General features: G+C 65.5%; 21 protein-coding genes. 13 read left to right on the top strand and 8 right to left on the bottom strand.

Features of this window, described 5'->3' with window-relative positions; translation table 11 throughout:
• Positions 1-101: 101 nt before the first annotated feature.
• Complete coding sequence (locus tag CI15_RS32640) at positions 102-4,685, bottom strand: DEAD/DEAH box helicase (protein ID WP_062137133.1); 4,584 nt, start codon at positions 4,683-4,685, stop codon at positions 102-104.
• Positions 4,686-4,909: 224 nt separating this feature from the next.
• On the opposite strand from CI15_RS32640, the gene CI15_RS32635 reads away from it, so the two are divergent.
• Positions 4,910-5,965: an aldo/keto reductase gene (locus tag CI15_RS32635; RefSeq protein ID WP_062137130.1), complete on the top strand. Its 1,056-nt coding sequence runs from the start codon at positions 4,910-4,912 to the stop codon at positions 5,963-5,965.
• Positions 5,966-6,118: 153 nt separating this feature from the next.
• A complete protein-coding gene (locus CI15_RS32630) occupies positions 6,119-7,165 on the top strand; it encodes a YncE family protein (RefSeq protein WP_062138365.1) in 1,047 nt (348 codons plus the stop codon).
• An 89-nt stretch (positions 7,166-7,254) separates the two neighbouring features.
• Here CI15_RS32630 and CI15_RS32625 read toward each other — a convergent pair whose 3' ends face one another.
• Positions 7,255-9,600: a S53 family peptidase gene (locus CI15_RS32625; protein ID WP_062137127.1), complete on the bottom strand. Its 2,346-nt coding sequence runs from the start codon at positions 9,598-9,600 to the stop codon at positions 7,255-7,257.
• A 657-nt stretch (positions 9,601-10,257) separates the two neighbouring features.
• A complete protein-coding gene (locus CI15_RS32620; RefSeq protein ID WP_062137124.1) occupies positions 10,258-10,599 on the bottom strand; it encodes a carboxymuconolactone decarboxylase family protein in 342 nt (113 codons plus the stop codon).
• Positions 10,600-10,716: 117 nt separating this feature from the next.
• On the opposite strand from CI15_RS32620, the gene CI15_RS32615 reads away from it, so the two are divergent.
• Positions 10,717-11,673, top strand: coding sequence for a cupin domain-containing protein (locus CI15_RS32615; RefSeq protein ID WP_062137119.1), 957 nt, complete (start codon positions 10,717-10,719; stop codon positions 11,671-11,673).
• Between the two features lie 39 nt (positions 11,674-11,712).
• On the opposite strand, the gene CI15_RS32610 is transcribed toward CI15_RS32615, so the two are convergent.
• Together CI15_RS32610 and CI15_RS32605 are read right to left on the bottom strand one after the other, a co-directional pair.
• Positions 11,713-12,285, bottom strand: a complete 573-nt coding sequence (locus CI15_RS32610; protein WP_062137115.1) for an FUSC family protein — start codon at positions 12,283-12,285, stop codon at positions 11,713-11,715.
• 72 nt (positions 12,286-12,357) lie between these two features.
• Complete coding sequence (locus CI15_RS32605) at positions 12,358-13,785, bottom strand: aminotransferase-like domain-containing protein (RefSeq protein ID WP_062137112.1); 1,428 nt, start codon at positions 13,783-13,785, stop codon at positions 12,358-12,360.
• Positions 13,786-14,126: 341 nt separating this feature from the next.
• Here CI15_RS32605 and CI15_RS32600 point away from each other — a divergent pair, with 341 nt between their 5' ends.
• The 4 genes from CI15_RS32600 to CI15_RS32585 all read left to right on the top strand — a co-directional run bounded on the left by CI15_RS32600 (position 14,127) and on the right by CI15_RS32585 (position 20,835).
• Positions 14,127-15,359, top strand: a complete 1,233-nt coding sequence (locus tag CI15_RS32600) for an NAD(P)/FAD-dependent oxidoreductase (RefSeq protein WP_062137109.1) — start codon at positions 14,127-14,129, stop codon at positions 15,357-15,359.
• Between the two features lie 35 nt (positions 15,360-15,394).
• The gene (locus CI15_RS32595; RefSeq protein ID WP_062137107.1) at positions 15,395-16,543 is read left to right on the top strand and encodes a branched-chain amino acid ABC transporter substrate-binding protein; all 1,149 of its coding nucleotides are present in this window, start codon (positions 15,395-15,397) and stop codon (positions 16,541-16,543) included.
• A gap of 595 nt (positions 16,544-17,138) precedes the next feature.
• Positions 17,139-17,909, top strand: a complete 771-nt coding sequence (locus CI15_RS32590) for a response regulator transcription factor (protein WP_241496009.1) — start codon at positions 17,139-17,141, stop codon at positions 17,907-17,909.
• Between the two features lie 160 nt (positions 17,910-18,069).
• Positions 18,070-20,835 carry a winged helix-turn-helix domain-containing protein gene (locus CI15_RS32585; protein ID WP_062137101.1) on the top strand — a complete coding sequence of 922 codons (2,766 nt, stop codon included), beginning with the start codon at positions 18,070-18,072 and terminating at the stop codon, positions 20,833-20,835.
• Positions 20,836-20,873: 38 nt separating this feature from the next.
• Here CI15_RS32585 and CI15_RS32580 read toward each other — a convergent pair whose 3' ends face one another.
• Positions 20,874-21,287 carry a DUF3175 domain-containing protein gene (locus tag CI15_RS32580; RefSeq protein WP_062137097.1) on the bottom strand — a complete coding sequence of 138 codons (414 nt, stop codon included), beginning with the start codon at positions 21,285-21,287 and terminating at the stop codon, positions 20,874-20,876.
• 62 nt (positions 21,288-21,349) lie between these two features.
• Positions 21,350-21,856 carry a PRC-barrel domain-containing protein gene (locus CI15_RS32575; RefSeq protein WP_062137094.1) on the bottom strand — a complete coding sequence of 169 codons (507 nt, stop codon included), beginning with the start codon at positions 21,854-21,856 and terminating at the stop codon, positions 21,350-21,352.
• Between the two features lie 280 nt (positions 21,857-22,136).
• On the opposite strand from CI15_RS32575, the gene CI15_RS32570 reads away from it, so the two are divergent.
• Complete coding sequence (locus CI15_RS32570) at positions 22,137-22,433, top strand: hypothetical protein (RefSeq protein ID WP_062137091.1); 297 nt, start codon at positions 22,137-22,139, stop codon at positions 22,431-22,433.
• A 20-nt stretch (positions 22,434-22,453) separates the two neighbouring features.
• Here the strand turns inward: CI15_RS32570 and CI15_RS32565 are convergent, their stop codons facing one another.
• Positions 22,454-23,698: a DNA topoisomerase IB gene (locus CI15_RS32565; RefSeq protein ID WP_062137088.1), complete on the bottom strand. Its 1,245-nt coding sequence runs from the start codon at positions 23,696-23,698 to the stop codon at positions 22,454-22,456.
• A 173-nt stretch (positions 23,699-23,871) separates the two neighbouring features.
• On the opposite strand from CI15_RS32565, the gene CI15_RS32560 reads away from it, so the two are divergent.
• The 5 genes from CI15_RS32560 (at position 23,872) to CI15_RS32540 (ending at position 26,519) form a co-directional block, all read left to right on the top strand.
• A complete protein-coding gene (locus CI15_RS32560; protein ID WP_062137085.1) occupies positions 23,872-24,216 on the top strand; it encodes a hypothetical protein in 345 nt (114 codons plus the stop codon).
• A 154-nt stretch (positions 24,217-24,370) separates the two neighbouring features.
• Entirely contained in the window at positions 24,371-24,922 is a 552-nt protein-coding gene (locus tag CI15_RS32555) for a type 1 glutamine amidotransferase domain-containing protein (protein WP_062137082.1), read from the top strand.
• 37 nt (positions 24,923-24,959) lie between these two features.
• Positions 24,960-25,532, top strand: coding sequence for a DUF4142 domain-containing protein (locus CI15_RS32550; RefSeq protein WP_062137079.1), 573 nt, complete (start codon positions 24,960-24,962; stop codon positions 25,530-25,532).
• On the top strand, positions 25,529-25,873 hold the full coding sequence (locus CI15_RS32545; RefSeq protein WP_062137076.1) for a DUF1488 family protein: 345 nt from the start codon (positions 25,529-25,531) through the stop codon (positions 25,871-25,873). Before CI15_RS32550 ends, CI15_RS32545 begins: the two co-directional genes overlap by 4 nt.
• Positions 25,874-25,937: 64 nt before the next feature.
• Positions 25,938-26,519 (top strand): glycine zipper domain-containing protein, encoded by a 582-nt coding sequence (locus CI15_RS32540; protein WP_062137074.1) that lies wholly within the window; start codon positions 25,938-25,940, stop codon positions 26,517-26,519.
• Positions 26,520-26,538 lie beyond the last annotated feature (19 nt).

Genomic DNA, 26,538 nt, shown 5'->3' with positions numbered 1-26,538 from the left:
GAGCGAAGAATCATTAACGTTTTGCTAACAATCGGCGCGGCTCGGTCCGCCCGCGCGCGGCGCGCATTATTCCACAGTAAAACGACGCCGCGGTGACGCCGCTAGAAGCGGTGTGCGAGCAGTGCGCGGGCGCGTTCGCGCCCGGGGGGATCGGCGTCGAGCACCGCGTCGAACCAGAACTTGCCGGCCACCAGCGTGGCGGCCATCACGCCGTCGCGATACAGCACGCGGTTGCCAGCGACGGCCGGCACCTTGTCGCCGACCAGCAGCGTGCCGACGAGATTCAGCGGGTCGCTCCCCGCGACGCAGATCAGCGCACCTTCGTTCGGCTGCCGCCGCACTTCGCGCAGCAGCGGAATCGCCTCGGGCAACGCGAACTGCTCGCCGGCCAGTCCGTTGACGAAACGCCCGCCGCGAATCACGCCGCGCGCTTCGAGCCGCTGCAGCACGCGCAGCAGATCGCGCCACGGCGGCAGCCAGTCCGCCTCGCGTTCGAGCACGCGCCAGAACACGACACCGTAGCGGCGCAACAACGCCATCGCGACGTGTTCGAGTACCTCGGGCGGCAACTGGCTGCGGCGCGCGGGCGGATTTTCCGGCGCGGCAGCGGATGGCCGGCTCACGAGCGCCCAACGTCCCGCGTCGTCCATGCCGCCGATCAGCGCGCTCGCCCGCGCCCGTCGGCCGCTCGAAAACACGTTGCGTTTGGCGACCGGCTTGAGCAGCGCGCGCAAGCCCGCGAAGCTGTCCGAGTTTGCGAGGCCAGCAACGACCAGCTCGCCGAGCGCGTTTTCGAGCTCCATGCGCAGCACGCGCATCTCGGCCAGTAGTTCGTCGAAGAACATCGCGCCGTGTTGCGCGAGGGCGTCGTGCACGCTTTGCGCGAGTGCCGAGAGCTCGACCTGACGCGCCGGGTCGAGCAGCGCGCGCCACGCGCGCAACTGGGCGCGCGGCAGCAGCACGATCGGCGTGCCACGGACCGGACCGGCGGCGCCGCGTGCGCGCTCGGTCAGGCGGGTCCAGACGATCTTGCCGGCGCGGCATAGCTCGTCGAGCGAACTGCTGGCGTAGGCGCGCACGCGAGCGGGCAGGATGTCTTCCTCCCACGCGCCGGCTGCGGCCTGGAAGCCTTCGAGCTGATCGAGCGCGGCGGCGAGCGCGTCGCGGCCTTCGGCGCGCGTCGCCTGCGTCAGATGCTGCCATTCGAACAGGAAGCGCATGAAGTCGTGCCGCTCGACCGGCTCGATCTCGCGCCGCAGCCGCTTCACCGTGTAGCGGTGGATGCGCGCGAGCAGGTGCCGCTCGCACCATTCCTCGTGACGCGTGTGCGGCGTGAAGCGGCCGCGCAACAAGTAGCCTTCGGCTTCGAGCCGGATCAGCGCCTCTTCGACGCGGCCCGCCGGCAGACCGAGCGGGCGAGCGATCGCGTCGACCGTGAGCGGCCCGAAGCCGGTCAGACGTGCGCGCAGCACGTCGACGAGGGCGTCGTCGGCGCTCCAGCTGTCGGTGTAGCCCTTCGGGGCGCTGAGCGGGGGCGTGTAGCGATCGAGCAGGATGCCCGGGTAGAGCGCTTCGAAGCAGGTGAGGCGTTCGGCGGGCAGCCACAGCGCGCTGTCGTTGTCATTGTCGTCGCTGGCGCTCGCGTCGGCATTGATGGCCAGCGGCAAGCGCGTCGCCCGGCCGGTTTTCGCCAACGCGGCGAGCAGCGCCGGCCAGCCTTCATGCGCGTGCGCTTCGGCTGCGGTGATGCATGCAAGGCCCGTCAGCGCTTCGTGCATTTCGTCGGCGTTGCGCGCCTGCGGCCACGCTTCGTCGCGCACGCTGTCGATCGCGGCGGCATCGAGCGCGCCGAGATCGTCGGCGCTTTGCGGGTCGGTCCAGCGGCGGTTCAGCACCGCCTGAGTGCGGCGCTCCTCGATCGGCGCGTCGTCCAGATAGGCGTAGGGCTTCGCCGTCAGGATCTCGGCGGCGAGCGGCGAAGGCGTCGGCAGATCGCGCGCGACGAGCCGCAGCTCGCCCTGCTCGATGCGGCGTAGCAGCGCGAGCCATCCTTCACTGTCCATCGCGTCGTGCAGACAGTCGTCGATGGTTTGGTCAACCAGCGGATGGCGCGGCACCTCGCGCTCGCCGACGATGTTCTCCAGACACGCGGCCTGCTCGGGAAACACGCTGGCGAGCAGATCCTCGCTGCGCATGCGCTGCAGTTGCGGTGCGGTCTTGCGACCGCCCGTATAGCGCGGCAGGCCGAGCGAGGTCGTCGCGTTCCAGCGCCAACGCACCCCGAACAGCGGTGCATCGAGCAGCGCCTGGATCAGCAGATGTTCGGCGCTGTTCGAATGCAGATAGCGCCAGACCTCGTCGAGCACGAACGAGTGGCTGCCGGTCAGCGACAGCACGATCGCGTCCTCGGTCGCCGCGGCCTGCAGTTCGAAGTTGAAGCTGCGGCAGAAGCGCTTGCGCAGCGCGAGCCCCCAGGCGCGATTCACGCGGCTGCCGAACGGCGAATGGATCACCAACTGGGTGCCGCCCGATTCGTCGAAGAAGCGCTCCATCACGAGCGTGCGCTGCGTCGGCAGCACGCCGAGCGCCGCGCGGGCGCGCGCCAGGTAGTCGACGATCTGGCGCGCGGCGGGCTCGTCGAGCGCGAGGTTGTCGGCGAGCGAGGCGGCGGCGTGATCTAGACGCGGGGCGGCGGGGTCGGTTTGGCTTTCGCTTTCGCTTTCGCTTTCGCTCAGCGCGGCTGCGGTGGTTGCGGTGGTTGCGGGCGTCGTTGCGGATCGCGTCTCGCCCTCGTCGAGCAACGTCTCGACCTGCTCCCGCAGTCGCGCGACCGCGAACGACAGCTCGTCGCTACGCCCCGGCGCCTCGCCGAGCCAGAACGGAATGTTCGGCGGCTGGCCCTGTGCGTCCTCGACCCGCACGCGGCCGCTCTCGATGCGCAGAATCCGGTACGACGCGTTGCCGAGCTGGAACACATCGCCAGCGAGGCTTTCGACCGCGAAGTCTTCGTTGACGGTGCCGATGTTGAGCGCCTGCGGTTCGAGCACGACCGCGTAATCGGCGTTCTCGGGAATCGTGCCGCCCGAGGTCACGGCGACCAGCTTGCCGCCGCGCCGGCCGCGCAGCGTGCCGCTGACCGCATCGCGATGCACGTACGCGGCGCGCGGACCGTGGCGGCTCGTGTAGCCCTCGGCGAGCATGCGCAGCACCGCGTCGTACTGCTCGCGCGGCAGGTCCGCATACGGCGCGGCGCGCCGCAGCAGGTCGAACAGCGCATCCTCGCTCCACTCGGCGCTCGACACTTCAGCGACGATCTGTTGCGCGAGCACGTCGAGCGGCGCGCGCGGGATGCGCAGCGCGTCGAGCTCGCCACGCCGCACGCAATCGAGCAGCGCAGCGCATTCGAGCAGATCGTCGCGCGAGGCCGGAAAGAGGCGCCCCTTCGGCATGCCGCCGACGTGGTGTCCCGAGCGGCCGACGCGTTGCAGGAACGGCGCGATCGAGCGCGGCGAACCCATCTGGCAGACGAGGTCGACATCGCCGATATCGATGCCGAGTTCGAGCGACGCAGTGGCGATCAGCACGCGCAACTCGCCGCGTTTCAGGCGCTGTTCGGCGTCGAAACGATGCTCTTTCGCGAGGCTGCCGTGATGCGCGGCGACCGCGTCCTTGCCGAGCCGCTCGGTCAGATGACGCGCGGCGCGCTCGGCCATGCGGCGCGTGTTGACGAACACCAGCGTCGTGCGATGCTGCGCGACCAGCTCGGCGAGCCGGTCGTAGACGCGCTCCCACACCTCGTTGGCCATCACCGCTTCGAGCGGCACGGGCGGGATTTCGAGCGCGAGGTCGCGCGCACGGACGTGGCCGACGTCGATCACCGCGCATTCTGCCGGCACTTCGCTGTCGAGGCTCGCGCCGCCGACCAGAAACCGCGCGACCGCGCTGACCGGCTTTTGCGTCGCCGACAGGCCGATGCGCGGCAGGCGCTGACCGCACAGCGCGTCGAGGCGCTCGAGGCTCAGCGCGAGATGACTGCCGCGCTTGCTGCCGGCAAGCGCATGAATTTCATCGACGATGACCGTGCGCACCGTCGCGAGCATGCGGCGGCCCGAGTCCGAGCCGAGCAGCACGTACAGCGATTCGGGCGTCGTCACGAGGATGTGCGGCGCGCGTTTTTTCAGCGCGTTGCGTTCCTGCTGCGTGGTATCGCCGGTGCGCACCGCGGTGCGGATATCGAGCGGCGGCAGGCCGAGCGCGTCGAGTTCGGCGGCGATGCCTTGCAGCGGCAATTGCAGGTTCAGGCGGATGTCGTTGGACAGCGCCTTCAGCGGCGAGACGTAGACGACGAGGGTTTCGTCCGGCAGGGTGCCGCCGTTCGCAAGGCCTTGCGACACCAGGTCGTTCAGCGCGGACAGGAACGCGGTCAGCGTTTTGCCTGAGCCGGTCGGCGCGGCGACCAGGGTCGAGCGGCCGGTGCGGATTTGCGGCCAGGCGGCGGCTTGCGCGTCGGTGGGGGCAGTAAAGGTTTTCCGGAACCAGCCGGCGACGGCCGGGTGAAAGCCATCCAGCGCCTGCCGTGCTGACGGTAGGGCGGGCGCGCGGGACCGCGCCGTGCTCGCGGCGGAGCGGGTCTTCCGGGCGCGGGGCGCCGCGTCGAGCGCGGCGGTGGTTTTGGCCGATGTCATGCTCGTGTAGGTGAGGGCGGCGCGGGAGATATCCAGTGCATGGGGTGGCTGGGTCACGCGCGATAGCGGTCAGTCTCGCAGGTTTTCGCCGCTCGTGCGCGGTGCGCGGGGAGTCGCATGGCTGCGGAAATCAGTAGTTTTTGCGGCGCCCGCGTCTCCTGCCAGCCTCGACCATTTGCAGTACGCTTGACGACTCTCCCTGCACCCACGATGGAGCGTCGACGATGCGATATAACCAGTTGGGCCGTACCGGTGTGTTTGTTTCGGAGTTGTGTTTGGGCACGATGACCTTCGGCGGTGGCGAAGGCATCTGGCGGCAGATCGGCGATCTGCAGCAGAACGACGCGGAGCGGCTGGTCGGCCGGGCGCTCGACGCGGGCATCAATTTCATCGATACGGCCGACGTCTACGCGGGCGGCCTGTCCGAGCAGATCACCGGTCAGGCGCTGAAGAATCTGCAAGTCCCGCGCGACAAGGTCGTGATCGCGACCAAGGTGTTCGGCCAGACCGGCGAGTTCGCGAACGCGCGCGGCGCGTCGCGCTATCACATCCTCGACGGCATCAAGGCGAGCCTGAAGCGCTTGCAGCTCGATCACGTCGACCTGTATCAGATCCACGGCTTCGATCCGGCCACGCCGATCGAGGAAACGGTACGCGCGCTCGATACGCTCGTGCAGCACGGCCACGTGCGTTACGTCGGCGTGTCGAACTGGGCCGCATGGCAGATCGTGAAGGCGCTCGGCATCGCCGAGCGGCTCGGCACCGCGCGTTTCGAATCGCTGCAGGCGTATTACACGCTCGCCGGCCGCGATCTCGAACGCGAGCTGGTGCCGATGCTGCAAAGCGAAGGTCTCGGTCTGATGGTGTGGAGTCCGCTCGCGGGCGGTTTGCTGAGCGGCAAGTATGGCCGCGAGCAACAGGCCGAGGCGGGCAGCCGTCGCACGAGCTTCGATTTTCCGCCGGTCGATCGCGAGCGCGCGTATGGCTGCATCGACGTGATGCGCGAGATCGCCGCGGCGAAAAACGTGTCGGTCGCGCAGATCGCGCTGGCGTGGCTGCTGCATCAGCGTGTCGTCAGCACGGTGATCGTCGGCGCGAAGAAGATCGAGCAACTCGACGACAACATCGCGGCGACCAAGGTCGCGCTATCCGCCGACGAGCTCGCGAAGCTCGCCGAAGTCAGCACTCTGCCGGCCGAGTATCCGGGCTGGATGCTGGAGCGGCAGGGCGAGCAGCGCCGGCAGCAACTGGCAGAGGGACGGCACGTCGTGCAGCGGTAGCGCGCGGGCGTTCCCCCGAACGCCATTGAAGCTTGAACCCGCATCGTCGCGCCGCGCGAATATCATGCTTGAGCGGCCGCGACGATCATCACCCTTGTCACGCGATTGCGCGTAGACTTCGTGCCGCAGTACCTGTCCGCATCGGCTGCGCCGATGCCTTCTGTTTTATTTCAGACTCCTATCCAGTTCGTGACATTCTCATTCGCTTCAATTACAAAGGCGGCCGTCTGCGCGGCTTTTGCTTGCTGTTCCCTGACATTGCCCCATTTCGCCCGCGCGGCCGACAACGTGATCGTGCTCGACTCCGGTGAAGCGCAGCTCACGCTGATCGATCCCGCCACGCATAAAGTGATCGGCACCGAGCCGACCGGCAAGGAACCCCACCATCTGATGATCACGCCCGACGGCCGCTCGCTGATCGTGGCGGATTCGGTTTCGAACGACCTGATGTTCGTCGACCCTCACAGCGGCCGCGTGCAACGCCGTGTCGAGGGAATCGACGATCCCTATCAGCTCGGTTTTTCGCCCGATCACAAGTGGTTCGTCACCGCGGGCCTGCGGCTCGATCGCGTCGACGTGTATCGCTACGATGGCGAAAACGTCACGCTCGCGAAGCGGATTCCGCTCGCCAAGACACCGAGCCATTTAACCTTCGCTTCCGATAACCGTACCGTGTTCGTGACGCTGCAGGACACGGGCGAGGTCGCGGCGATCGATCTGCCGTCCCAGTCAGTCTTGTGGAAGCTGCATGTCGGCAAGACGCCAGCCGGACTCTGGATGACGCCGGGCGATCGCTATCTGCTCGTCGGCATGACCGGCGAAGACGATGTCGCGGTGGTCGACTGGAAAAACCGGCAACTCGTGAAGAAGATCCACACCGGCCGCGGCGCGCACAACTTCCGCAATCTCGACGACGGCCAGCATATTGCGGTGTCGAATCGCGTGGAGAGCACGATCAGCATTCTCGATTACAACACGCTGACCAAAGTGGCCGACATTACCGGCCTGATGCCCGGCCCCGACGACATGGAACTCTCCGCGGACCGGCGCTATCTGTGGGTCACGTTCCGCTTCGCCAAGCATGTCGGCATCATCGATCTGAGCACGCATCGGCTGATCGATACGATTGCGGTGGGGCGTTCGCCGCACGGCCTTTATTTTGCCAATCGCGCGCCGGTGTACGCACCCAATCCGGACTGAGGTAACCCGAAGGGATTTGGTTGACACACGAAGTCGTCGCTCGCCGGGACGTCGCCAATGGTGACGTCCCGGCGTCGTCGCTGCTCACGTCACTTTGCGCTAATCGTTACGACAAGGTTGGCTTGCGAACTCAAGCCCGCCGAATCGACCGCGGTCAAAATCAGCGTGTAGGTTCCAGCTACCGGCCGTGGCCAGTCGGCGAGAATGCCTTGTCCGCTCAGGGAGAACGCCATACCGGCCGGAACCCCCTTGATGTTGACGTTGACATAGCGCGCGCCTGGATCGGCAATGCCGATCACACCGCTGACTTCGCTGCCCGCCTTGCCGTTGATCGCGGAGGCGGTGATGACTGGACCCGACGTCGCCGCCGAAATCTGCACGCTCAGCGTGGCAGAACCGGACTGTCCGGTCTTCGTGTCGGTCGCGGTAACGTTGACGCCATAGGTGCCCGCAACGGGCGATGGCCATCTGATCATGCCGCTGCTGCTGATCGACATGCCAGCAGGCGCGCCGCTCATCGAATACTGCACAGGATCGAGCGCGCTGACATCGACCTGATAGGCGAGCGCCTGTTTGGTTTGCCCAGCGATCGTCGCCGCTTCAACGATGGGTGCCGACGCCGACACGATCGTGACGTTCGCGATCGCGCTTGCCGAGAGTCCTGTGACGGTATCCGTGGCCTTCACGGTGACCGCGTACGAGCCGGCGACCGGCTGTGCCCACGCTACCTGGCCCGAGCTATCGATACTCATGCCTTGCGGCGCATTCGACAAAGACCACCGGAGAGCGTCCGCGGCGCTTGCCGCCATCGTGAACGACAGTGCACTGCCGGCCACGCCCTTGACTGTTGCAGCCGCAACGACGGGCGCCTGCGCGCTCGTCGCGCCTAACGTCGACAGCAGACTGCCGACGTTCGGTGTACCGAGTCCCGAAGGCTGATCGTAGCCAGTGTGCGCCGAGCAGCTCGAGCAGGCGCCATCGCTGCCCGATGTGACGTCATAGAAGTTCGCCGCGTACAGGCTTGCGTTGGCCGAGACGGTGCCATACAGCTGCATCTGCGCGAGCCCTAGCGCGCCCAGGCTATCCTGGGCGCGTAGCGCATTCGCGATCGCCGTGATGCCGGCCCATTGGGGCGTCGCGAGACTGGTGCCGCCGACGCTGTACCAGCTCGCGGACGAGCTTCCTGGCGCCATGATCGCGACGTACTGGCCGGTGTAGGGGTCCGCGTTGAACGACACGTCACCGACCGAGCGCATCGACAGCGTCCCCATGCCGGGCACCGACGGGTTCTGATAAGCCGGTGCCGACGTGTACTTGCTGACGCCGCCGCCGGTGCCGGACCAGACCGTTTCGCTGCGTGCCGCGCCATCGTAGGTCAGCTGCGTGCCGCCAACAGCCAGCACGTGCGGCGATATCGACGGCCATTCGACGCCGGTTCCATTGTCGCCGGTCGCGGCCACATAGGTCATGTTTGCACTGGAAAACGCAGAGTCGACCGAGGCGGTCCACGAACCCTCAGCCGCTCCGAAACTCATCGACACGACGCCGGGCCCCATCGCGTTCGCGAGGTTGATCGCCTGGAGCAAGCTGCTCGTCGAGGCATCGGGCGCTTCGATCAGCACGAGGCGCGCAAGAGGGGCGGTCGCATGGGCCCACTGCACGTCGAGGGCGATTTCGGTTGCCCACCTCGAGTTGTACGTCGGCGCCGTCGACGTCATCGTGCCGCTTGTGGTCGAGTACACGACTGAGAACTGGCAACTGCTGGTGCCGGCGGCCGCGAGCGGCAGGCTCGCGCTCGGCGTAATCGACGTCGTCGTGCACGATGGCAGGCCGAACTTCTGGTTGAACATGGCTAGTTCGGCGGCGATGTTCGGATCGCTCATCGCATCGATCAGATAGATCGTCTGGCCGGCACCCATCTGTGCGGACTGGGCCGCGCTCAGGTTGCTCCATGACGAGGGCAAGGCCGGCAGACCATAAGCCGCGCGAATCTGCGCAGGCGTGTATGTCGTCACGGTCTTTGAGCTCGATGCCGATGGCGACGCTGCCGCGGCGTACTTCGCGATCGTCTGCGGGGTCAGCTGCGCGAGCGAGACGGCCGCCATCGCCGACCCTGACGGCTGCGACACCGGGAGCTGATGCGCAGATGCATACGGCGATGCGCTGTCGATGTCCGACGGCGCATTCAACACGACCGGCGCGGTGTAGAACGCGGGTGTGACGGTTGTGCTCGCCGCCGTACTCGAAAGCGGCGACAACGACAGCGAACTCGTGCTCGACGACGAAGTGGGGGCGCCGTTGGCCGATGTCGTGCTGCTTGATGCAGCCGGATCGCCACTGCCGCCCCCGCAGCCGAAAAGCAATAGTGGTGCGAGCGCAAGTGCCAGATACCGAACATGGACGAGCGAGTGCTTCGCCGGTCGGAGGATTGTCATTGTGGATGTCCTTCGGCAGGAGGCTGGACCGGAATGACCAGCAGTGGTGGGGAGGCGGTGGAGGCGGGCAGATCGGGCGCCTGGCGCTCCCATCCGCGCGGGCACGTTTGCACGGCGGGGTAGTAGCCGGGTGGCTGGGCGCACCAGAGACGGACGCTTTGCGGTGGGCGTGCGACCGGCGTCTGCGCCTGCGAGCTGCACCCGCCCGCCAGACAGACGACAACGGCACCACAGAACGCAGCGGCAATGCTTCGCATAGCGTCGTTGAGTCGCCACAATTTACGTTCACCTAACGAAGTCGATGCGACTGCGCTCAGGACGTAAGGAATGGAGAGGGCTGCTTGTTCGCCACCTTCTATCGGCACGGTATGAATGGCCTCGCGCTGCGGAGTGATAGTTCGCGTTAGTTCCGATTACGTTGGTCCGCCGCGAACTGCGATGACTGGCGTGTCGGCACCGAACGAAGAAATCTTTATGGGCGTTCAGCTATCGTTGATTGGATCTCTGATTGCGTAAGGCCGGAGCCTAGTCTCGAGGGTCGGGCTGGTCAATTGCCCAAAGGGGGGGCCCGCGCCGCATCACCGGACACGATCGATCGATGCAGCGCGCGGGGTCAGGGGGGGCTTACAGACCGCTCCAGTCAAGCGTCGATGCCGCTTACGCTTGCGTATGCGCGGCGACCGCGTCCAACGTGCGCGCCGAATACACCAGCGTCGCGCCCGCATTGATCGCCATCGCGACACCCAGCGCTTCGGCGATTTCCTCGCGCGTCGCGCCGTGCTTCAGCGCTTCGGCCGCATGGACCGTGATACAGCCGTCACAGCGCAGGCTGACCGCGACCGCGAGTGCAATCAGCTCGCGCGTTTTCGCGCCGAGCAGGTCGGTCTTCTGACCGGCGCTCGACATCGCCTGATACGCCTTCACGCTGTCCGGCGCGAGCTTCGACATTTCGCCGATACGGCCGAACAGTTCCTTGCGGTAATCGATCCAGTTCAACATGGCAGTGCTCCTTGGTCTGTTGCGCGTCGGCGGTTGCCGGCGTCGTGGGAAACAGTATTGCGCCGCACCGCGATATCCTGAATACTCGTTCGACTCAACTTTTAGCGCGCTCGTCTCATGGACACGCTCAGTCGCCTGATCGACCTTGCCCGGCCTCAAGCGAGCCTCGATCTTCGCTGCCTGTTGGCAGGCGGATTCGATATCGATCACGCGCCGCTGGAGGCGGGCGTCGCGCCGTTTCATCTGGTGCTCGACGGCGCCTGCGTGATCGAAACCGCCGCGGGCCAGCAACTCGAATTACGAGCCGGCGATTTCATGCTGTTTCCACGGGGCGCCGCGCATCGCGTGCGCGACGTGAAGCGCTCGGCGGGCGGCATGCCGTTGACGCTCGGTCACGACGGCATGCTGCCGGTCAGGCGCAACGATGGCGGTGAACCCAGCGACACCGCGGTCGATGCCGCCGTCGATCTGTTGTGCGGCCGTTTCGTTTACGCGCCCGGTTCGTCGGCGCTGCTGCTCAATGCGCTGCCCGATCCACTGCACGTGTCCCTCGGCGACCCGCAAACGCTCGATGCACTGCAAACGGTGATCGCGCTGATGCGCGGCGAAGCGGAGCGGCGTCAGGCCGGGTCGCTCGCAATCGTCACCGCCTTGAGCCACGCGCTGTTCGCGATGGCGCTGCGCGTTCACGGCGAGCGCAACGGGAGCAGCGCCGGCATGCTCGCGTTGCTGACCGACGCACGTCTCGGCGCCTCGGTGCAGGCCATGCTCGACGCGCCCGAACGCGCATGGACGATCGCCGAACTCGGCGAACGTGCGGCGATGTCGCGTGCGACTTACGCGCGCCACTTCAACGAGCGCGCGGGTGTGACCGTGATGGATTTTCTGACGCAGATCCGCATGGCGATCGCCAGCGATCTGCTGTTGCGCACGCAACGCAGCGCGGCGGACATCGGCGAGGCGGTGGGCTATCAATCGGAAGCCGCGTTCGGCAAGGCGTTTGCGCAAAGCGTCGGGGTGACGCCGGGACGCTACCGTCGCCGCACGCAAGCGGACGATGACTCGGACGACTGACTAAAGACTCAACGCGGACTCAGCGCGCGCGCCGCGCTTCTATCTGGGCGGCTCGCTCTTACTGAACGCACGTCTTTCGAGCGACGCCATCAGCCGCGCGATCAGCAGCGCGCAGACCGTGCCGAGCGTCACTTCGCCGAGCCTCAAGAACGCCTTGTCCCACGCGGGGCCGATGCCCGGCACCAGCAGCATGATGGTCGCGGTGATGCCGCCGAGGCGCGCCGCGCTGCCGACGTTGACGACCCAGCAGATCATGATCGCACCCGCCACGGTCGCCGCGTAGGCGGCAAAATGGCCGCCGCCCGCGAGCGTGCCGATCAGCCCGCAGATGCCACCGACCATCGCGCCGATGAACTGGTCGCGCGACAGCTTGCGGGTGTCGATGTAGCTATGCTGACTCACCGCGATCGCGGTGATCGCGGCCCAGAACGCCTGCTCGGTATGCAGCGCGCGGCCGATGCCGAACGCGAGACTCGCGCCCGCGACCGCCTGCACGGCCATGAAGCCGCCCTCGATCAGGCGATCGCCGAGCGGCAGCGACTTCAGGAAAGCGAACAGCGCATCGGCGGCGTGCGCGCGCGCGGAAGGGCGTGAATCGTCGGACGGAGTCATCGGATGAAGGCGGCTCGGCGGGTCAGGGTGGTGCCGTATTCTAGCCGCTGCGTCTGATGCTTCGGCCGCCCGCTAGATCGTGCCGAACAGCGCGCGCGGCCGGTCGCGCAGCGTGTGCGCGAGTATCTGCAGGCCACGCGTCAACTGCTCGCGCGATTCGGCGCAAGCGAGATTGATGCGCACGCCGTGCTCGAGCGTCGAACGATCGACCGCGAAGGCGGAGGCCGGCATCGTGTTGACACCGCGCGCAAGCGCATTGGCCGCGAAGTCGTCCGAGCGCCACGGCGGCGGCACGCGCAACCACACGAACATGCACGCGGGGTCGCTCTTCAGCAGCTCGGCCGGCAACAGTTCGCGGGCGATCGCCTGACGTGCGCGCAACTCGGCGCGCTGCGCGTCGAGGATCGTCTGCGCAGTGCCGTCCTCGATCCAGCGCGTCGCGATCAGCGTCGACAGCGGCGCGGGCATCCACGCGGTGGTGCGCACCGCCTCGGCAGCCAGCGCCGCGCCATGTGGCGGCGTGCGCAGATAGCCGATGCGCAAACCGGGCGCGAGGATCTTCGACGTCGACGTCACGTGGAAGGTCAGTTCCGGGCACAGGCTGGCAATCGTCGGCAGGCGCGCTTGCAGAAGCGGGCCGTACACGTCGTCCTCGATGATCACGATGTGATGGCGACGCGCAATGTCGACGAGCGCCGCGCGGCGCGCGAGGCTCATCGTCACGACCGTCGGGTTCTGCAGATTCGGCACCGTGAAGATCGCCTTCACGCGCCGGTGGCGGCACGCGTCTTCGAGACGATCGGGCAACAGCCCTTCGTCGTCGCTCGGAATGCCGACCAGTTCGAACTGGAACACCGGCGCGAGCGCTTTCAGGCCGTAGTAGGTCAACTGGTCCGAGAGGATCACGCCTTCATGACCCATCAGGCTGCTCAGCACCGCATAGAGGCCGTGTTGCGCGCCGCTCGTGACGACCACGCTGTCGGCGCCGGGCGTGAAGCCGGGCGCGGCGATCCAGCGCGCGCCCGCCGCGCGCGCCCATTCGGGACCTTGCGGCGGCTGATATTCCTGAGTCTCCGGGTAGCGCGGGTCGTCGGCGATCTGCGCCATCGTCCGCGCGAGTTGAGTGAGGAATTCGCCGGTGGCCGGCCGGTTCACGGTCAGGTCGAGCACCGTGTTCGCGCTGGCGTTGCCGCTTGCCGACACGTTGGCGCCGCGGCCATGCACGGCAGGCATGGCGCCGCCGGTGACGATCGAGCCGCGCCGCTTGCTCGCGACGATCAGTCCACGCGCCTGCAACTCCTTGTACGCACGCGACACGGTGGAGACATTCAGGCCCAACTCCACCGCAAGCTCGCGCTGCGCCGGCAGGCGGCTGCCCGGCGGGTAGAGGCCGCTGCGGACTTTTTCCTCGAGGCTGCGCGACACTTCGAGATAAGTCGGCTGACGTCCCTTTGTCTGGAGAATTTCTTCACCGTTTGTGTGGTCAATTGCGCTCTTCATCCAGACTCAATCTCCATACAAAAAACTCGTTCGACCGGACAAACACGCCAATACTAAACCGGTTTTTCCTTCGATCGGCAAGTGAACATGCGTCATCGAGCCTAAAGAAACGCTTTTGATCCGGGAAAGTACCTGGCTCCACACAAAGCCAATTTAATTGCACCCAAAAAAACTTTGTGTGAGTATTAAAGCATGGTTTGTGTGGCGCTGTCTCGAAAGGCAACGCGCAACTGTAGTACAGGAGGCACGCTTGTGACAAAGCAGCAGAGCACGCTCCTGCCGGTCGGTGCAGCCGGCGCAGGGTCGGGTCGGGCGGCCGGTTCGGCCGACCGGCGAACGCGATGAGCGAAGTCGCCGTGCTGGGCGCGGGCTTCGTCGGCCTGTCGAGCGCCTACTGGCTGATGCGCGACGGTCACCACGTCACGCTGTTCGACGCGCTGGGTCCGGGCGAGGCCACCTCGTACGGCAATGCGGGCACGTTCGCCAACTACGGCTGCATACCGGTGAACAACCCGGACGTGTTCCGCAATCTGCCGCGCTTCCTGTTTTCCCCGACGAGTCCGCTGCGGATTCGCTGGCGCTATCTGCCGCAGCTCGCGCCGTGGCTCGCGCGCTTTCTGTGCGCGTCGATGCCGCGGCGCTATGAGCACAGCGCGCGGTCCCTCGCGAGCCTGCTGTCGCGTGCGTTCGACGGCTACCGCGAGATGCTCGCGAGCGACGACCTGTCGCGCTTCGTGCGGCCGCGCGAATGCCTCTACCTGTATTCGGATGCGGCATCGTTCGACGCGGCCCAGCCGTCGCTCGCGTTGCGCCGCTCGCTAGGCGTGCGCTTCGAGAACTTCGACCGCGCCGGCATCGCCGCACTCGAACCGAATCTCGCGCCGATCTTTGCGCACGGCACGTTGTTCAACGGCAGCTGGTTCCTCAGCGATCCGCGCGGTTTTTTGCAGGCGCTGCATGCGGCGTTGCTCGCCCGCGGTCTCCGGCACGAGCGCATCGCGGTTCGCACACTCGAGCCGGGTGCCACCAGCGTGCGCATCGTCGATGACGCGGGGCGTGCCTATGACGCCGCCCACGTGGTCGTCTGCGCGGGGGCGTTTTCGGGCCGCTTCGCGCGCCAATGCGGCGACCGCGTGCCGCTCGATACCGAGCGCGGCTATCACGTGCGTTTCCCCGGCACGTCGTCGCTGATTTCGCGGCCGTGCGGCTGGGCCGAGCGCGGCTTCTACATGGTGCCGATGGACGGCGGCATCCGCGCGGCGGGCACCGTCGAGCTCGGCGGCTATGGACCGCAACGCAATGCCGCGCTGCTCGATCTGATCACGCGTTCAGCGCAGCACGCGTTACCGCAATTGGCGGAACCGGACAGCGACTGGCTCGGCTTCCGGCCGAGCCTGCCCGACGGCTTGCCGGTCGTCGGAGCGTCGAGCGCCTCGCCACGCGTCGTCTACGCGTTCGGTCATCAGCATCTGGGCGTCACGCTGGGCGGCGTGACGGGCAGCGTCGTCGCCGATCTGGTGGCGGGACGCGTGCCGCCGCTCGATCTCGCGCCTTATAGCCCGCGTCGTTTTTAATCACCGCAACTGTTGCTCAGAAGAGGACGGACATCATGAAACGCAGAAACCTGGTTGTCGCACTGGCCCTTGGGATGTTGTGCGCGCATGCGCCGTCGTATGGCGCCGAGCCGGAAATCGTCAAGATCGGCTTCGTCGGACCGCTGACCGGACCGGTCGCGCGGGTCGGCAAGGATCTGCAGAACGGCGCGCAGCTTGCGGTGGACGAAGCGAACGCGAAGCATCCGATGATCGGCGGCAAACCCGTCAAATACGTGCTCGACGTGCAGGACGATCAGGCCGATCCGCGCATCGCGATCCAGGTGGCGCAAAAGCTCGTCGACGACGGCGTGGTCGGCGTGATCGGCCACTACAACTCGGGCTGCAGCATCCCGGCCTCGGCCGTCTATCACACGGCGAACGTCGCGATGATCACGCCGGGCTCGACGAATCCGGCACTCACGGCGCAAGGCTTTGCGAACGTGTTTCGCACGATGGGGCACGACGGTGTCGGCGGCGTGATCGCGGGCGAGTTCGCGGTGCAGCAGTTGAAGGCGAAGCGCATCGGCATCATCGATGATCGCACCGCGTTCGGCCAGGGCCTCGCCGATGCATTCGAGAAGGGCGCCAAGCAGGCGAACGGCAATATCGTCGATCGCGAGTTCACGAACGACAAGGCGGTCGATCTGCGCGCGATCCTGACTTCGCTGAAGCAGAAAAACGTCGATCTGATTTTCTTCGGCGGACTCGACGAGCAGGGCGCGATGCTCGTCAAGCAGATGCGCTCGCTCGGCATGCCCGCGCAACTGTTCGGCGCGGGCGCCTTAAAGAGCAACGCGTTCCTGCAGATCGCGGGCAACGCGGGCGAGGGCACGCGCGATCTCGAACCCGGCCCGGCGCTCGACAAGCTGCCGGCCGCGCAGGAGTTCGGCAAGCGCTACAAGGCGCGCTTCAATCAGGATGTCGAGCTGTATGCGCCGTTCGCCTACGACGCCGCGCTCGCGATGATTCAGGCGATCCAGACCGCGGACTCGCTCGATCGCGCGAAGATCGTCGCCGCGTTCCCGAAAGTGAATGTGACGGGGGTGACGGGGAAAATCGCGTTCGATCCGCATGGGGATCTGATCAAGCCGCCCTATACGCTGTTCGAGGTGCAGCAGGGGCAATGGAAGAGTCAACGGACCGTGGGCGGTAGTGGCGTGTGAAGCTGACGCAGGACGACCCGGCTGTCGCGGCGGCGCCTGGCGGCGCGCCGCCGCGGGCGCCGGCTCGATCAGCGATTCGACGACACCCCTCGATTTTGCATTGTCCTGACCATCGCCCATGAAGCTGCGCTCCGGCTTCAATGTGTCGATGTTGCTCCTCTCCCTTCCTTCACCTTCTTCCTCCTCTTCTTCAGCCGTCCTCCTCTCCGCAAGGGCTACAGGGAATTCGCCGTCGACGTCGCCACCCTGATGCTGCGGACGAGGGTGGGGCGGCCGACAAGGAGGGTGGCTGTCCGTGAAATACACCCCCCCTTCGAAAATGCCATACCCCCCTCCCCGAAGGGGGCGCGTTAGAAAAGCGACTCGTTCTATCGTTCGTCTCGAAATTCACAACCACTTCCGGCGCCGACGCCGCGGACCGCTCACGCCGCCCCTGTGCCGTAGGCGATTTTCAAGGTGGCTTTTCGTCCTGTCCGCACGGGTTGCCAGGGTGAGTGCAATTCCAGATGTCGATGTCTTTCGCCGCGGTTATCGGGGGACCCGGTCTTCCAGTCGGCAGGGCGAAAGAAAAAGGTGATAAATGAATATCCTGTTGGTGGAAGACGATCCCGCGCAAGCTGAGTCGGTCGAGAGGGAAATCAGGCAAGCCGGGCATCGAGTCAGCACGGTGGACCGGGGCAAGGACGCGATTGCTTTTCTTCAGGTCCACGAGGTCGATCTCGTGGTGCTCGACTGGGAATTGCCGGGCCTGAGCGGCTTCGAGGTGCTGTACTGGATACGCCGTCATCTGGGCCGGGAACCCGCGGTGCTGTTCGTGACCAGCCGGCTTCTGGAAGTCGACATCTTGCAGGCGCTCGACGCCGGCGCGGATGACTACGTCCTCAAGCCATTCAGGACGCAAGAGCTGGTGGCGCGAGCCGGCGCACTGTTGCGGCGCACGCGGCGCAGCATCAAGGTCGAAAGCGCCATCGCGTTGGGACCCTACCTCTTCGATGTCACGCAGCGCAGTGCTTTTCTGCACGGCCAGGCGATCGCACTGACCGAAAAAGAATTCGACGTAGCCGCGTATCTGTTCGCGAACGCGGGTCGGGTCGTCTCCAAACGGCTGCTGGCGAAGCTGGCCTGGGGCCGCGAACTGGACAGCACGTCGCGCACGATCGACACGCATATCTACCGGCTGCGACGCAAGCTGAGCTTGCGTCCGGAGAATGGCGTGCGACTGGTGACTGTCTACACGCACGGCTACCGGCTCGACGACGTCCCTGTCAGCAGAGTGGGCGTGGCGACGTCAGCGGCTGGCGAACCCGCAGATCCGGCCACACAGAACGACCGCTCGGAAGAGGACACCCCAAGCAGCGTCAGCTAGGGATTTGACAGACGGCCATGCACGACCTGGAGCGAATCGCGCTCGCCGTGTCTGATCGGGCGGGTCTGCATTGAGTCGTCATACACTTCGGCGTATCTTAAGAACCCATTCACAAAGACTCACCCATGCCTCTCACGGATGGCCGCTGGGAGGACTACTCATGAACACACCCGCAGATAGTTTCGAGCGTGAATGGATCGTCTCGCTGATCCAGACCAAAATGATGCCGCCGCGCGTTCCCGCGGGTTGCGTTCAGCGGCCTGAATTGCTCCGGCGACTCGATGAACGGCGTCCGCAACACGTGACGCTGGTGATCGCGCCTGCGGGTTTTGGCAAGACGACTTTGCTTGCCGCCTGGAGCGAGGCGCAAGCGAGAAAGAAGCGTCCGGTTGCATGGCTGAGTCTCGACGGAGAAGACGACGATCCGCAGCAACTCGGCGCCTATCTGGTGGCGGCGCTGTCTCGCGCATCGAAGGACATCGCTTGGCAGGCGCAGCAACTCCTCGACAACGATGCGCACACGCCGGTCAGAACGATCATTTCAGTGCTGCTGAATGGCATCGCCGCGTACGGCCGTGGTGTTTTTCTCGTGCTCGACGACGTCGACCGCCTCAGCGCGCGGCCCGTTCTCGCGATCGTCTCGCGCCTGCTGCGCTACGCGCCCGACAACCTGCACGTGCTGCTCGGAGCACGCGGCGAACCGGCGCTTTCGTTGAGCGCGCTGCGCTCGCCCGACAAGCTCTCGCGTCTGAACGCCGACGACCTTCGTTTTTCGCTCGACGATGCTCAGGCGTTCTTCGACCGCAGCGGTAACACGCCACTGAACCGCAACAGCGTCGAGTTGCTGAACACCGCAACCGAAGGATGGGTGGCCGGGTTGCAACTGGCTTCTCTCGGACTGAACCGGGTCGACGATGTGGCCGCGCTCGCCAGTCATTTCGCCGGTTCGCGCTTCGGCATCGATCGCTACCTGAGCGACACGGTCTTCACCCATTTGCCGCCGCACATACTGACGTTCTTGCTGCACACGTCGATTCTCGAACGGTTCACTGCGTCGCTGTGCGACGAAGTGACGGACGGTGAAGGCGACAGCGGAGAAAACCTGGAGTGGCTGGAGCGGCATAACGTGTTCATCCGCCCGCTCGATGACACGCAGAGCTGGTATCGCTATCACGCGTTGTTGAGCGATGCGCTTCGCCGCCGTCTCGTGCGTCGAACGCCGCACCAGGTTCCGTTGCTGCATCGCCGGGCCAGCCTCTGGTTCGCACGGGCTCGGCTGTGGCCCGAGGCCGTGCGACACGCGCTGGCCGCGGGCGATCTGGAGCAGGCGGCGCAGTGGGCCGAAAACTGCGCGATGGAGATGCTCCAGCGTGGCGATCCGTTCATGCTGCCGGGTTGGATCCGCAAACTTCCGCCGGATGTGATCGCGGGTCGACTGCGTTTGCGCCTCGCGAAAGCCTGGGCGCTCGCGATGTCGCTCGACACCTCGCGCGCGTCGAAGGAGATCGGTGCGATTGCCGACGAGTTCGAGCGTCTGACTCGCGACGATCGCTCGGCGGCCGGCGACGTCGCACGGGCCGAGATCAACGCGATCCGCGCGGTCATCGCCGCCGTGAGCGACGATAGCGAACACGCGCTCGAACTGGGGATTGCCGTCAAGGCATCGACGGCGACCGCGGAGCCGTGGGTCCGGTATTACGGGCAAAGCGCGGAAATTTTCGGCTTGATGTATCGAGGCCAGTTCAGCTACATATCCCGCGTCTGGAGAGCACGGGTCGATCAGGTGGGAATCAGCCTGAAGCCGAACAGCGCCGGCATTCTGCGCGACGCGGTGTACGGCATCGCCGCGCTGATACACGGTGAACTTTCCGATGCGAAGCGGGTGATGGAGGTGGCGCTGCGGTACTCCGAGGAGAAGCTGGGGGAGTGGTCGGCGGCCACGGCCGCGGTCGCCGGTTGTCTTGCGTCGATTTACTACGAGTGCAACGAGTTGTCCGAAGCGCGGAAACTGGTCGAGGGTCGCATGACCATCGCATTGGAGACCTCGCCGCTCGCAGCGTTGATGCGCTTTATGGTTACCGCGTCGCGCCTGTTGTGGCGCGATGGCAAAAAGGGGCCGGCGCTGGCCGTTCTCGAGGATGGTCGACAGGTCGCGATAGCACGTCGATGGTTGCGTCTGAAGCTGGCGTGCGATGCGGAAACCGTCAGACAGCTCCTGGCCGACGGCAGCGTGGTCGAAGCGAGACAGATCGCCGATCAACTGAGCGCGAGCGTACCGATGATGTGCGAAGGACGACGGGGCTCGGCCATGGAAACGTGGACCAGCTACTGTTTGCTGGAAGCCCGTGTTCTGCTCGCCGAAAATGCCGCGGAACAAGCCGTCGACTTTCTTACGCGCTCGCGCGACGACCTCGTTGCGCTGGGCTGGCGCTATGCCGAGGCGGTCGTTTCGTTGCTTCTTGCGCTCGCGCATGAGCGCAATGGTGCTCCGGACAAGGCATTTTCGGCGCTGGAAAACGCGCTGCGGATCGGCAGCGCGATGGGCTTGATCAATAGCTTCGTGGACGAAGGGCCGGCTATGCGGGCGCTACTGGAACGCTTTCGCCGCACGCAACCGGAAGCCTCGACAGGGCAAGCCACCTATATTGGCACGTTGCTGTCGGCTTTCGACGAGGTCGATAACGCGCCGCCTTCGTTGTCGAGCTATGCCGACGCCAGATTGGCGCCGGGTACCCTGAGCGCGAGAGAGCTCGAAATCCTTGGCTATGTCGCTCGCGGGCTGTCCAACAAGGAAATTGGCCGATCATTGAAACTGGCGCCCGAGACGGTCAAATGGCACATGAAGAACGTGTTCGAGAAGCTGAACGTCAATTCGCGCTTCGAGGCCGTGCAAAGTGCCTTCGGCGTTCAGCCTGGAACGGACTGAAACGCCCGCTCGGGTGATTGCGCCGGCGCCCCAGTCCCTCAGCGCGGCTCACGTCCAAACGCTTCGCGCAGCTTGCGCTTGGCCCGTTGCAACGTATCGCGCCGTTCCTTCGGCAAGTTTCGACCCGCCCGATTGATATAGAAATTGAGCATCGACATCGCCGATTGGAACGGTGTGCCTTTGCGTCGGCGGCTCACCGTCGACGAGCGCTTCAGCGATTGCGCGATGGACTCGGCGCTGCCGGTTCGGAAAATGTCCTTCTGAATGTCCATCGCGTCGCTCGTTTCCATCACGTGGTGCGACCATCGCTTCGTGCCGGCGGCGCCGCTCGATTTCGCGGTTTTCGCGCGATGAGCGGCGTGCGCCCGGGCGTGGCGCTGACGCGGCGGGCGCCCCGACTTGCCGCGCGACACGGGGCGTTTCGATCTGCTGCTGGTCTTTCGGGGCGCCATCGTGTTCTCTCCTGAAGCGCAATGTCGGCGCGACCGCGCGCCGACATTGCGCGGCCTGGGGATCAGAGCTTCAGGCCGCCGGCCTCGGGCGCATTCGACGAACCCGGAGGAATTTCCGCGACATCGAGGTCATCGCGGCGCGTATAAACGTCGCCGCCCCAGTACGGTTCGCTGCCGTAGTACTGATGCACGGTGGTGGCCCACGTCTGATCCGCCATCGATGGCCAGTGATCCTTATCAAATCCCGGCGCGTTCTTCACGCGCTCGGCCACCATGTTCAGCACGAAGCATTTCTCCTGCGTATCGAGCGTCAGCGCATGCCACGGAATCGCAAGCAGTTTGTCGCCGATGCCGAGAAAGCCGCCGCTCGACAGCACCGCGTACGCGACGCGGCCCGAACGCACGTCGAGCATGATGTCCTTGATCTTGCCGATGTGCTCGCCGTCGCTGCTGATGACCTTGTTGCCGTCGAGCGTCGCCGCGGCCATGACGTCCGGGCCCGGGCCTTCCGCGGTCGCGGCGCCTTTGCCGACGATGTTTGCGCCTTGCGTCTGAGTCTGCATGACCATGATGAGTCTCCTTCAAAGGGTGAGTGTACCGAGGCTTTCAGCAACGGCCGTTCCTTCGACTCGTGCAATGCGATCAGCCGGTGGCATACCTCTCATGTGCGCAACGACGCAGCGTGCGCGTAAAGATGCGAGCGCGTTTGAAATTATTTCGTCCATGCCGACGAAAACGCTCCATGAAGAAGCGTGATGCGAGCATGCGACGAATCCATCGCGCGGCATAGGCCTTGCTCGAGTGTCGGCGAGGATCACACCCGTCCTCATTACCTCAGGGAGAACCCAGATGAGCAAGTATCCGAAGGCATGGTTGGCCGCGGCATGTGTGATCGCGTCGGGCGCGGCGTTCGCCCAGGCGGGCGGCGGCAACGGCAATAGCGGCAGCGGGGGCGGCCAGGCGCATGGCGCCGCGACCGCCGCGCCGACGGCGGGCAACGAGCCTGCGTCGAATGCAATGGGCAGCATGGCAGGGTCGTCGTCGTCGATGAAACATCATCAGAAGAAGTCGAAGGCAAACAAGCCGATGACGGACACGACGAACACACCGGGTGCCAATGCCAGCAGCGATACGAAGGGACAGTAAGGCTGGCTCGGCCGAGCGAGCTACTGAGCCGTCAGGCGCGTGCTAACGCTCTTCTCTTTCGTTGTGGCGGCCTTCTTACGCACCGCGCGAGATTTTTTCAGCAGGCTCGTCAGCGAAGCGTCGATGCTGTCGTCGACCGACGATTGCCGCGCCTTGCGGCCTTTCGCACCCGATGCGCGCGCGAGTTTCGCCGCGCGTTTTTCCGCTTGACCGAGCAGGACGGCGAAGGCTAGTTCGTCGACCTTGAGTCCGCGACGCGACTGGCCCGGCGCGAGGCGCTGCAATTCATCGGCCTCGAACGCGCTGATGATCGCCGGATGGATATAACAGCGCCGGCATACGGCGGGCGTATTGCGCAGTAGCGCCGCCACCTCTTTCACGGTCGCGACCAGATGACGGCGCGCCTCGGCCGCGCTGCCGCACATCAAGCGGCGCAATGCCGCAAGCGCGTACACGCTGCCGGCCCACGTGCGGTAGTCCTTCGCGGTGAAGTCCGCGCCACTGACGCGGCGCAAGTAGTCGTTGATATCGGTCGAGCCGACGGGGTGACGTGTGCCGTCTTCGTCGAGATACTGGAACAGCTCGTGACCCGGCAGCTCCGCGCAACGCCGCACGATGCGCCGTAGGTTCGGATTCTCGACGCTCACGTCGTGCTCGATGCCGCTCTTGCCGCGAAACCTGAAGCGCATTTGACCCGCTTCGATCTTCAGGTGCTTCTTGCGCAGCGTCGTCAGTCCGTACGACTGGTTATCGCGCGCGTATTCGATGCTGCCGATGCGAATCAGCGTCGTGTCGAGCAATTGCACGATGGCCGCGATCACCTTGTCGAGCGGCATGCCCGGCAGCTTCAGATCGCGCGCGACGCGGGCGCGGATTCTCGGCAACGCGCGGCCGAAGCCGGCCATCCGTTCGTACTTGTCGGCGTCGCGTGTCTCGCGCCAGCGCGGGTGATAGCGGTACTGCTTGCGGCCACGCGCGTCGCGGCCGGTCGCCTGCAGATGACCACGCGGATCGGGGCAGATCCACACGTCTTCATAGGCGGGGGGAATGGCGAGCGAGTTGATGCGTTGAATCACCGCGTCGTCGACGATGCGCTCGCCGTTCACGTCGAAATAGGTGAAGCCGCTTTTGTCGCGCTGGCGCGTGAAACCGGGCCGGGTGTCGTCGGCGTGGCGCAGACCCGGCGGCATCGGTTGCGACGCGGCATCGCCGTTCGCGGTTGGCGTGTCGCATGATGCGGGCGTGGAAGGGGTCGCGGTAGCCATTGTTGCAAGGAGAAGTTATCGAACGTGGTTGGGATCGCTCCGCCCGTCGTGGGCAATGCGTGCCATGTGTTCGGCGGGAAGCAAGCGCGATGCCACTGGTAAACGGAACAGGCCTGGGGAGCGGAACGGTCCTTGCGGAAAACTCGGCGTGATCAACCGCAAAGGGGGCTTTCATGAGCAGCACACTCAATCCCGACGAAGAGCCGCAGCAGACCGTCAAGCAAACATCCGGCACGACGGGGGCGCTGGGCCCGAGCGATTCGTCCGATAGCGGCAGCGACGTGGCGGGCGCGAAGCGCCACGAATTCGACGTCGATACGGAACTCGACAATCACGCGCTCGAAACTGGCGACAGCGAACTTGGTAGCGATACCGATCGCTCAGGTACGGGCGAACGCGCGTCGGCCGACGGCGATTCGACGTTGGAGATGGACCGCGATATCGACACGGACCACTTCCTCGATCCACAAGTGCCGCCGGGCGAGGAACGTTCCGACGAAGACGAAAAAGACCTCTGAAACGCGACGCTTTGAACGCAATCACCGAAACACCATGCCCGAGTTGGGCACGGGTTTTGCTCACCAACGCTTTAGCAAGGGCGCCGCGCTATGCACATGCATAACGAGCCGATAAATGAGCGATGAACGCGGCGCCGCACGAAGGAGAGAACGCATGAATGAGGCACTGAAGGGCTACAAGGTAGCGGTACTCGCGGTAGACGGTTTCGAGCAGGCTGAACTCGTGGAGCCGAAGCGGGCGCTCGCGGACGCGGGCGCGACGGTCCACGTGATTTCAGCGAAGCCAGGCAAGATCCAGGGCTTCAGGCACGTCGACAAGGGCGACACGGTCGATGTCGACGCGACCTTCGAGAACGCACGTCCCGACGACTATGACGCGGTGGTGCTGCCGGGCGGCGTCGTGAACGGCGACGCGCTGCGGCTGGTGCGCGAGGCGCAGGCCTTCGTCAAAGCCGTCGACCAGGCGAACAAGCCGATCGCGGTGATCTGCCACGGCACGTGGCTGCCGGTATCGGCAGGGATCATCAAGGGGCGCACGGTGACGAGTTGGCCGAGTTTGCAGGACGACATTCGCAACGCGGGCGGCACGTGGGTCGATCAGGAAGTGGTCGAAGACGGCAATCTGATTTCGAGCCGCAAACCCGACGACCTTCCCGCGTTCAACAAGACGCTGATCGGGCAACTGACGAAGCGCAAAGCGGCGTGAGCGAAGGCGCGTCGGTGATTCAACAGGGAGAAAGTGCATGCAATTCCGGTATTCCCTACAAGTGCTGACTGCCGCGCTGGCCGTGTTGGGCGTGAGCGCGGCGTCGATCGACACGGCCAGCGCGCAGGCGAGCGACGCCCCCGCGAGCGCCGCGCCGGCCGGCCGCACGACGCTGTCGCCCGCGGATCAGGAGTTCATGCTCGAAGCATCGAAGTCCGATGCCACCGAAATCGCCGCCAGCAAGGTCGCGCTGAAAAACTCGAACGATCCGCAGGTCAGGAAGTTCGCGCAACAGATGATCACCGACCACACCAAGCTATCGCACGGCATGGCCGCGCTCGTCGCGAAAAAGGGCTTCAAGCCGACACCGTCGGCGGATTCCGCGCTGGTCGGCAAGCTGCAGACGTTGAAGGGCGCCGAGTTCGATCAGGCCTACGTCGAGCAGATCGGCGTGGAAGCGCATCAGCGCGCGGTGGATCTGTTCCAGCAGCAAAGCGAAAGCGGCACCGATTCGCAACTGAAGGCCGCGGCCGCGCAGGCGCTGCCGACCATCAAGCATCACCTCGAGATGGCGCAGCAACTCGCCGGCAAGCTGAAGGGCTCGTCATGAACGCGATCCTGCCACGGCCTGCTTATGAGGACTCTCTGATGCAGATCATTTTCCCCGACGACGAGCGGGCCTTCGACGGTGCGAATCTGAACGTGCGTTTTCTTGCGCATGTGGATGGCGAGCCGGTGGTTTGCGCGATTACCGCCGAGGCGCTCGAAGATCATTTCGGCGCGGAGTCCGCGCTCGAGGCGGCCCTGCTGGCCGCCTTCGACAAGGGCCGTCAGCGTATCCGCTCGGTTTGCGCGGAAGCGCTCGACCAGAACAACGGAGAAGGCGTAGTGTTACATAGCGGACTGTTCAGAGTAGAAGGCATGGAACCGGATCGCGGCGCCGCGGCATAGCGCCGTCGCGCGCCACGTGGCGACAGTTGGGTCCGCGAACGCCAGTTAACGATAGGGAGGCCTTATGTCACTCATCGTCGCAGCACGCTTCACGACCTTTCCGGCTGCGGAAAGCGGGGCGCAAAAGCTTTTCGATGCAGGGTTCGTCGAAGAGGACGTCACGCTGTTCTTCGTCAATCCGCGCGGGCAGCACGCGCGTTTCGCGATCGGCGGCGACACCGACACCGATCCTGGCGCGCGCGAGGCGCCCAAAGGCGCGGGCATGGGCGTCACGATCGGCGCGGTGATTGGGGCTGTGGTCGGCGTCGCCATCTTCGCGGCGTTTTCCGCGCCACTGCTGGTGTCGCTGATCGCGGCGGGTGTCGGTGCGTATGTCGGCTCGCTGGTCGGCGCGATGTCGCGCACCCATGAGCGCGGCAAATCGGGCCATCGTATGCCGTATCACGAGGAGATCCGCGATTCGGGTGTGCTCGTGGCCGTGCACGTGTCGCCCGACAATCAGTTCGAGGCCGCGCGCGTGCTGCGTGAAGCGGGCGGAGCCGCGATCGAGAAGGCGTCCGGGCGCTGGCAGCAGGGACGCTGGGCCGATTTCGATCCGCGCAAGACGCCCGAGCCGATGCAGGAGTTCGAACAGAAGCACGCGTGACACAGGCATCGCTTCGATG

The organism is Paraburkholderia monticola (assembly GCF_001580545.1).
Classification (GTDB): domain Bacteria; phylum Pseudomonadota; class Gammaproteobacteria; order Burkholderiales; family Burkholderiaceae; genus Paraburkholderia; species Paraburkholderia monticola.
The sequence above is the reverse complement of the archived record's forward strand: the minus strand, read 5'-3'. Positions and strand labels throughout refer to the sequence as shown.

Bases quoted from the DNA above. Each gene is read 5' to 3' on its own strand.
- CI15_RS32640 (WP_062137133.1), bottom strand. From the start codon at position 4,685: ATGACATCGGCCAAAACCACCGCCGCGCTCGACGCGGCGCCCCGCGCC.
- CI15_RS32635 (WP_062137130.1), top strand. From the start codon at position 4,910: ATGCGATATAACCAGTTGGGCCGTACCGGTGTGTTTGTTTCGGAGTTG.
- CI15_RS32630 (WP_062138365.1), top strand. From the start codon at position 6,119: ATGCCTTCTGTTTTATTTCAGACTCCTATCCAGTTCGTGACATTCTCA.
- CI15_RS32625 (WP_062137127.1), bottom strand. From the start codon at position 9,600: ATGACAATCCTCCGACCGGCGAAGCACTCGCTCGTCCATGTTCGGTAT.
- CI15_RS32620 (WP_062137124.1), bottom strand. From the start codon at position 10,599: ATGTTGAACTGGATCGATTACCGCAAGGAACTGTTCGGCCGTATCGGC.
- CI15_RS32615 (WP_062137119.1), top strand. From the start codon at position 10,717: ATGGACACGCTCAGTCGCCTGATCGACCTTGCCCGGCCTCAAGCGAGC.
- CI15_RS32610 (WP_062137115.1), bottom strand. From the start codon at position 12,285: ATGACTCCGTCCGACGATTCACGCCCTTCCGCGCGCGCGCACGCCGCC.
- CI15_RS32605 (WP_062137112.1), bottom strand. From the start codon at position 13,785: ATGAAGAGCGCAATTGACCACACAAACGGTGAAGAAATTCTCCAGACA.
- CI15_RS32600 (WP_062137109.1), top strand. From the start codon at position 14,127: ATGAGCGAAGTCGCCGTGCTGGGCGCGGGCTTCGTCGGCCTGTCGAGC.
- CI15_RS32595 (WP_062137107.1), top strand. From the start codon at position 15,395: ATGAAACGCAGAAACCTGGTTGTCGCACTGGCCCTTGGGATGTTGTGC.
- CI15_RS32585 (WP_062137101.1), top strand. From the start codon at position 18,070: ATGAACACACCCGCAGATAGTTTCGAGCGTGAATGGATCGTCTCGCTG.
- CI15_RS32580 (WP_062137097.1), bottom strand. From the start codon at position 21,287: ATGGCGCCCCGAAAGACCAGCAGCAGATCGAAACGCCCCGTGTCGCGC.
- CI15_RS32575 (WP_062137094.1), bottom strand. From the start codon at position 21,856: ATGGTCATGCAGACTCAGACGCAAGGCGCAAACATCGTCGGCAAAGGC.
- CI15_RS32570 (WP_062137091.1), top strand. From the start codon at position 22,137: ATGAGCAAGTATCCGAAGGCATGGTTGGCCGCGGCATGTGTGATCGCG.
- CI15_RS32565 (WP_062137088.1), bottom strand. From the start codon at position 23,698: ATGGCTACCGCGACCCCTTCCACGCCCGCATCATGCGACACGCCAACC.
- CI15_RS32560 (WP_062137085.1), top strand. From the start codon at position 23,872: ATGAGCAGCACACTCAATCCCGACGAAGAGCCGCAGCAGACCGTCAAG.
- CI15_RS32555 (WP_062137082.1), top strand. From the start codon at position 24,371: ATGAATGAGGCACTGAAGGGCTACAAGGTAGCGGTACTCGCGGTAGAC.
- CI15_RS32550 (WP_062137079.1), top strand. From the start codon at position 24,960: ATGCAATTCCGGTATTCCCTACAAGTGCTGACTGCCGCGCTGGCCGTG.
- CI15_RS32545 (WP_062137076.1), top strand. From the start codon at position 25,529: ATGAACGCGATCCTGCCACGGCCTGCTTATGAGGACTCTCTGATGCAG.
- CI15_RS32540 (WP_062137074.1), top strand. From the start codon at position 25,938: ATGTCACTCATCGTCGCAGCACGCTTCACGACCTTTCCGGCTGCGGAA.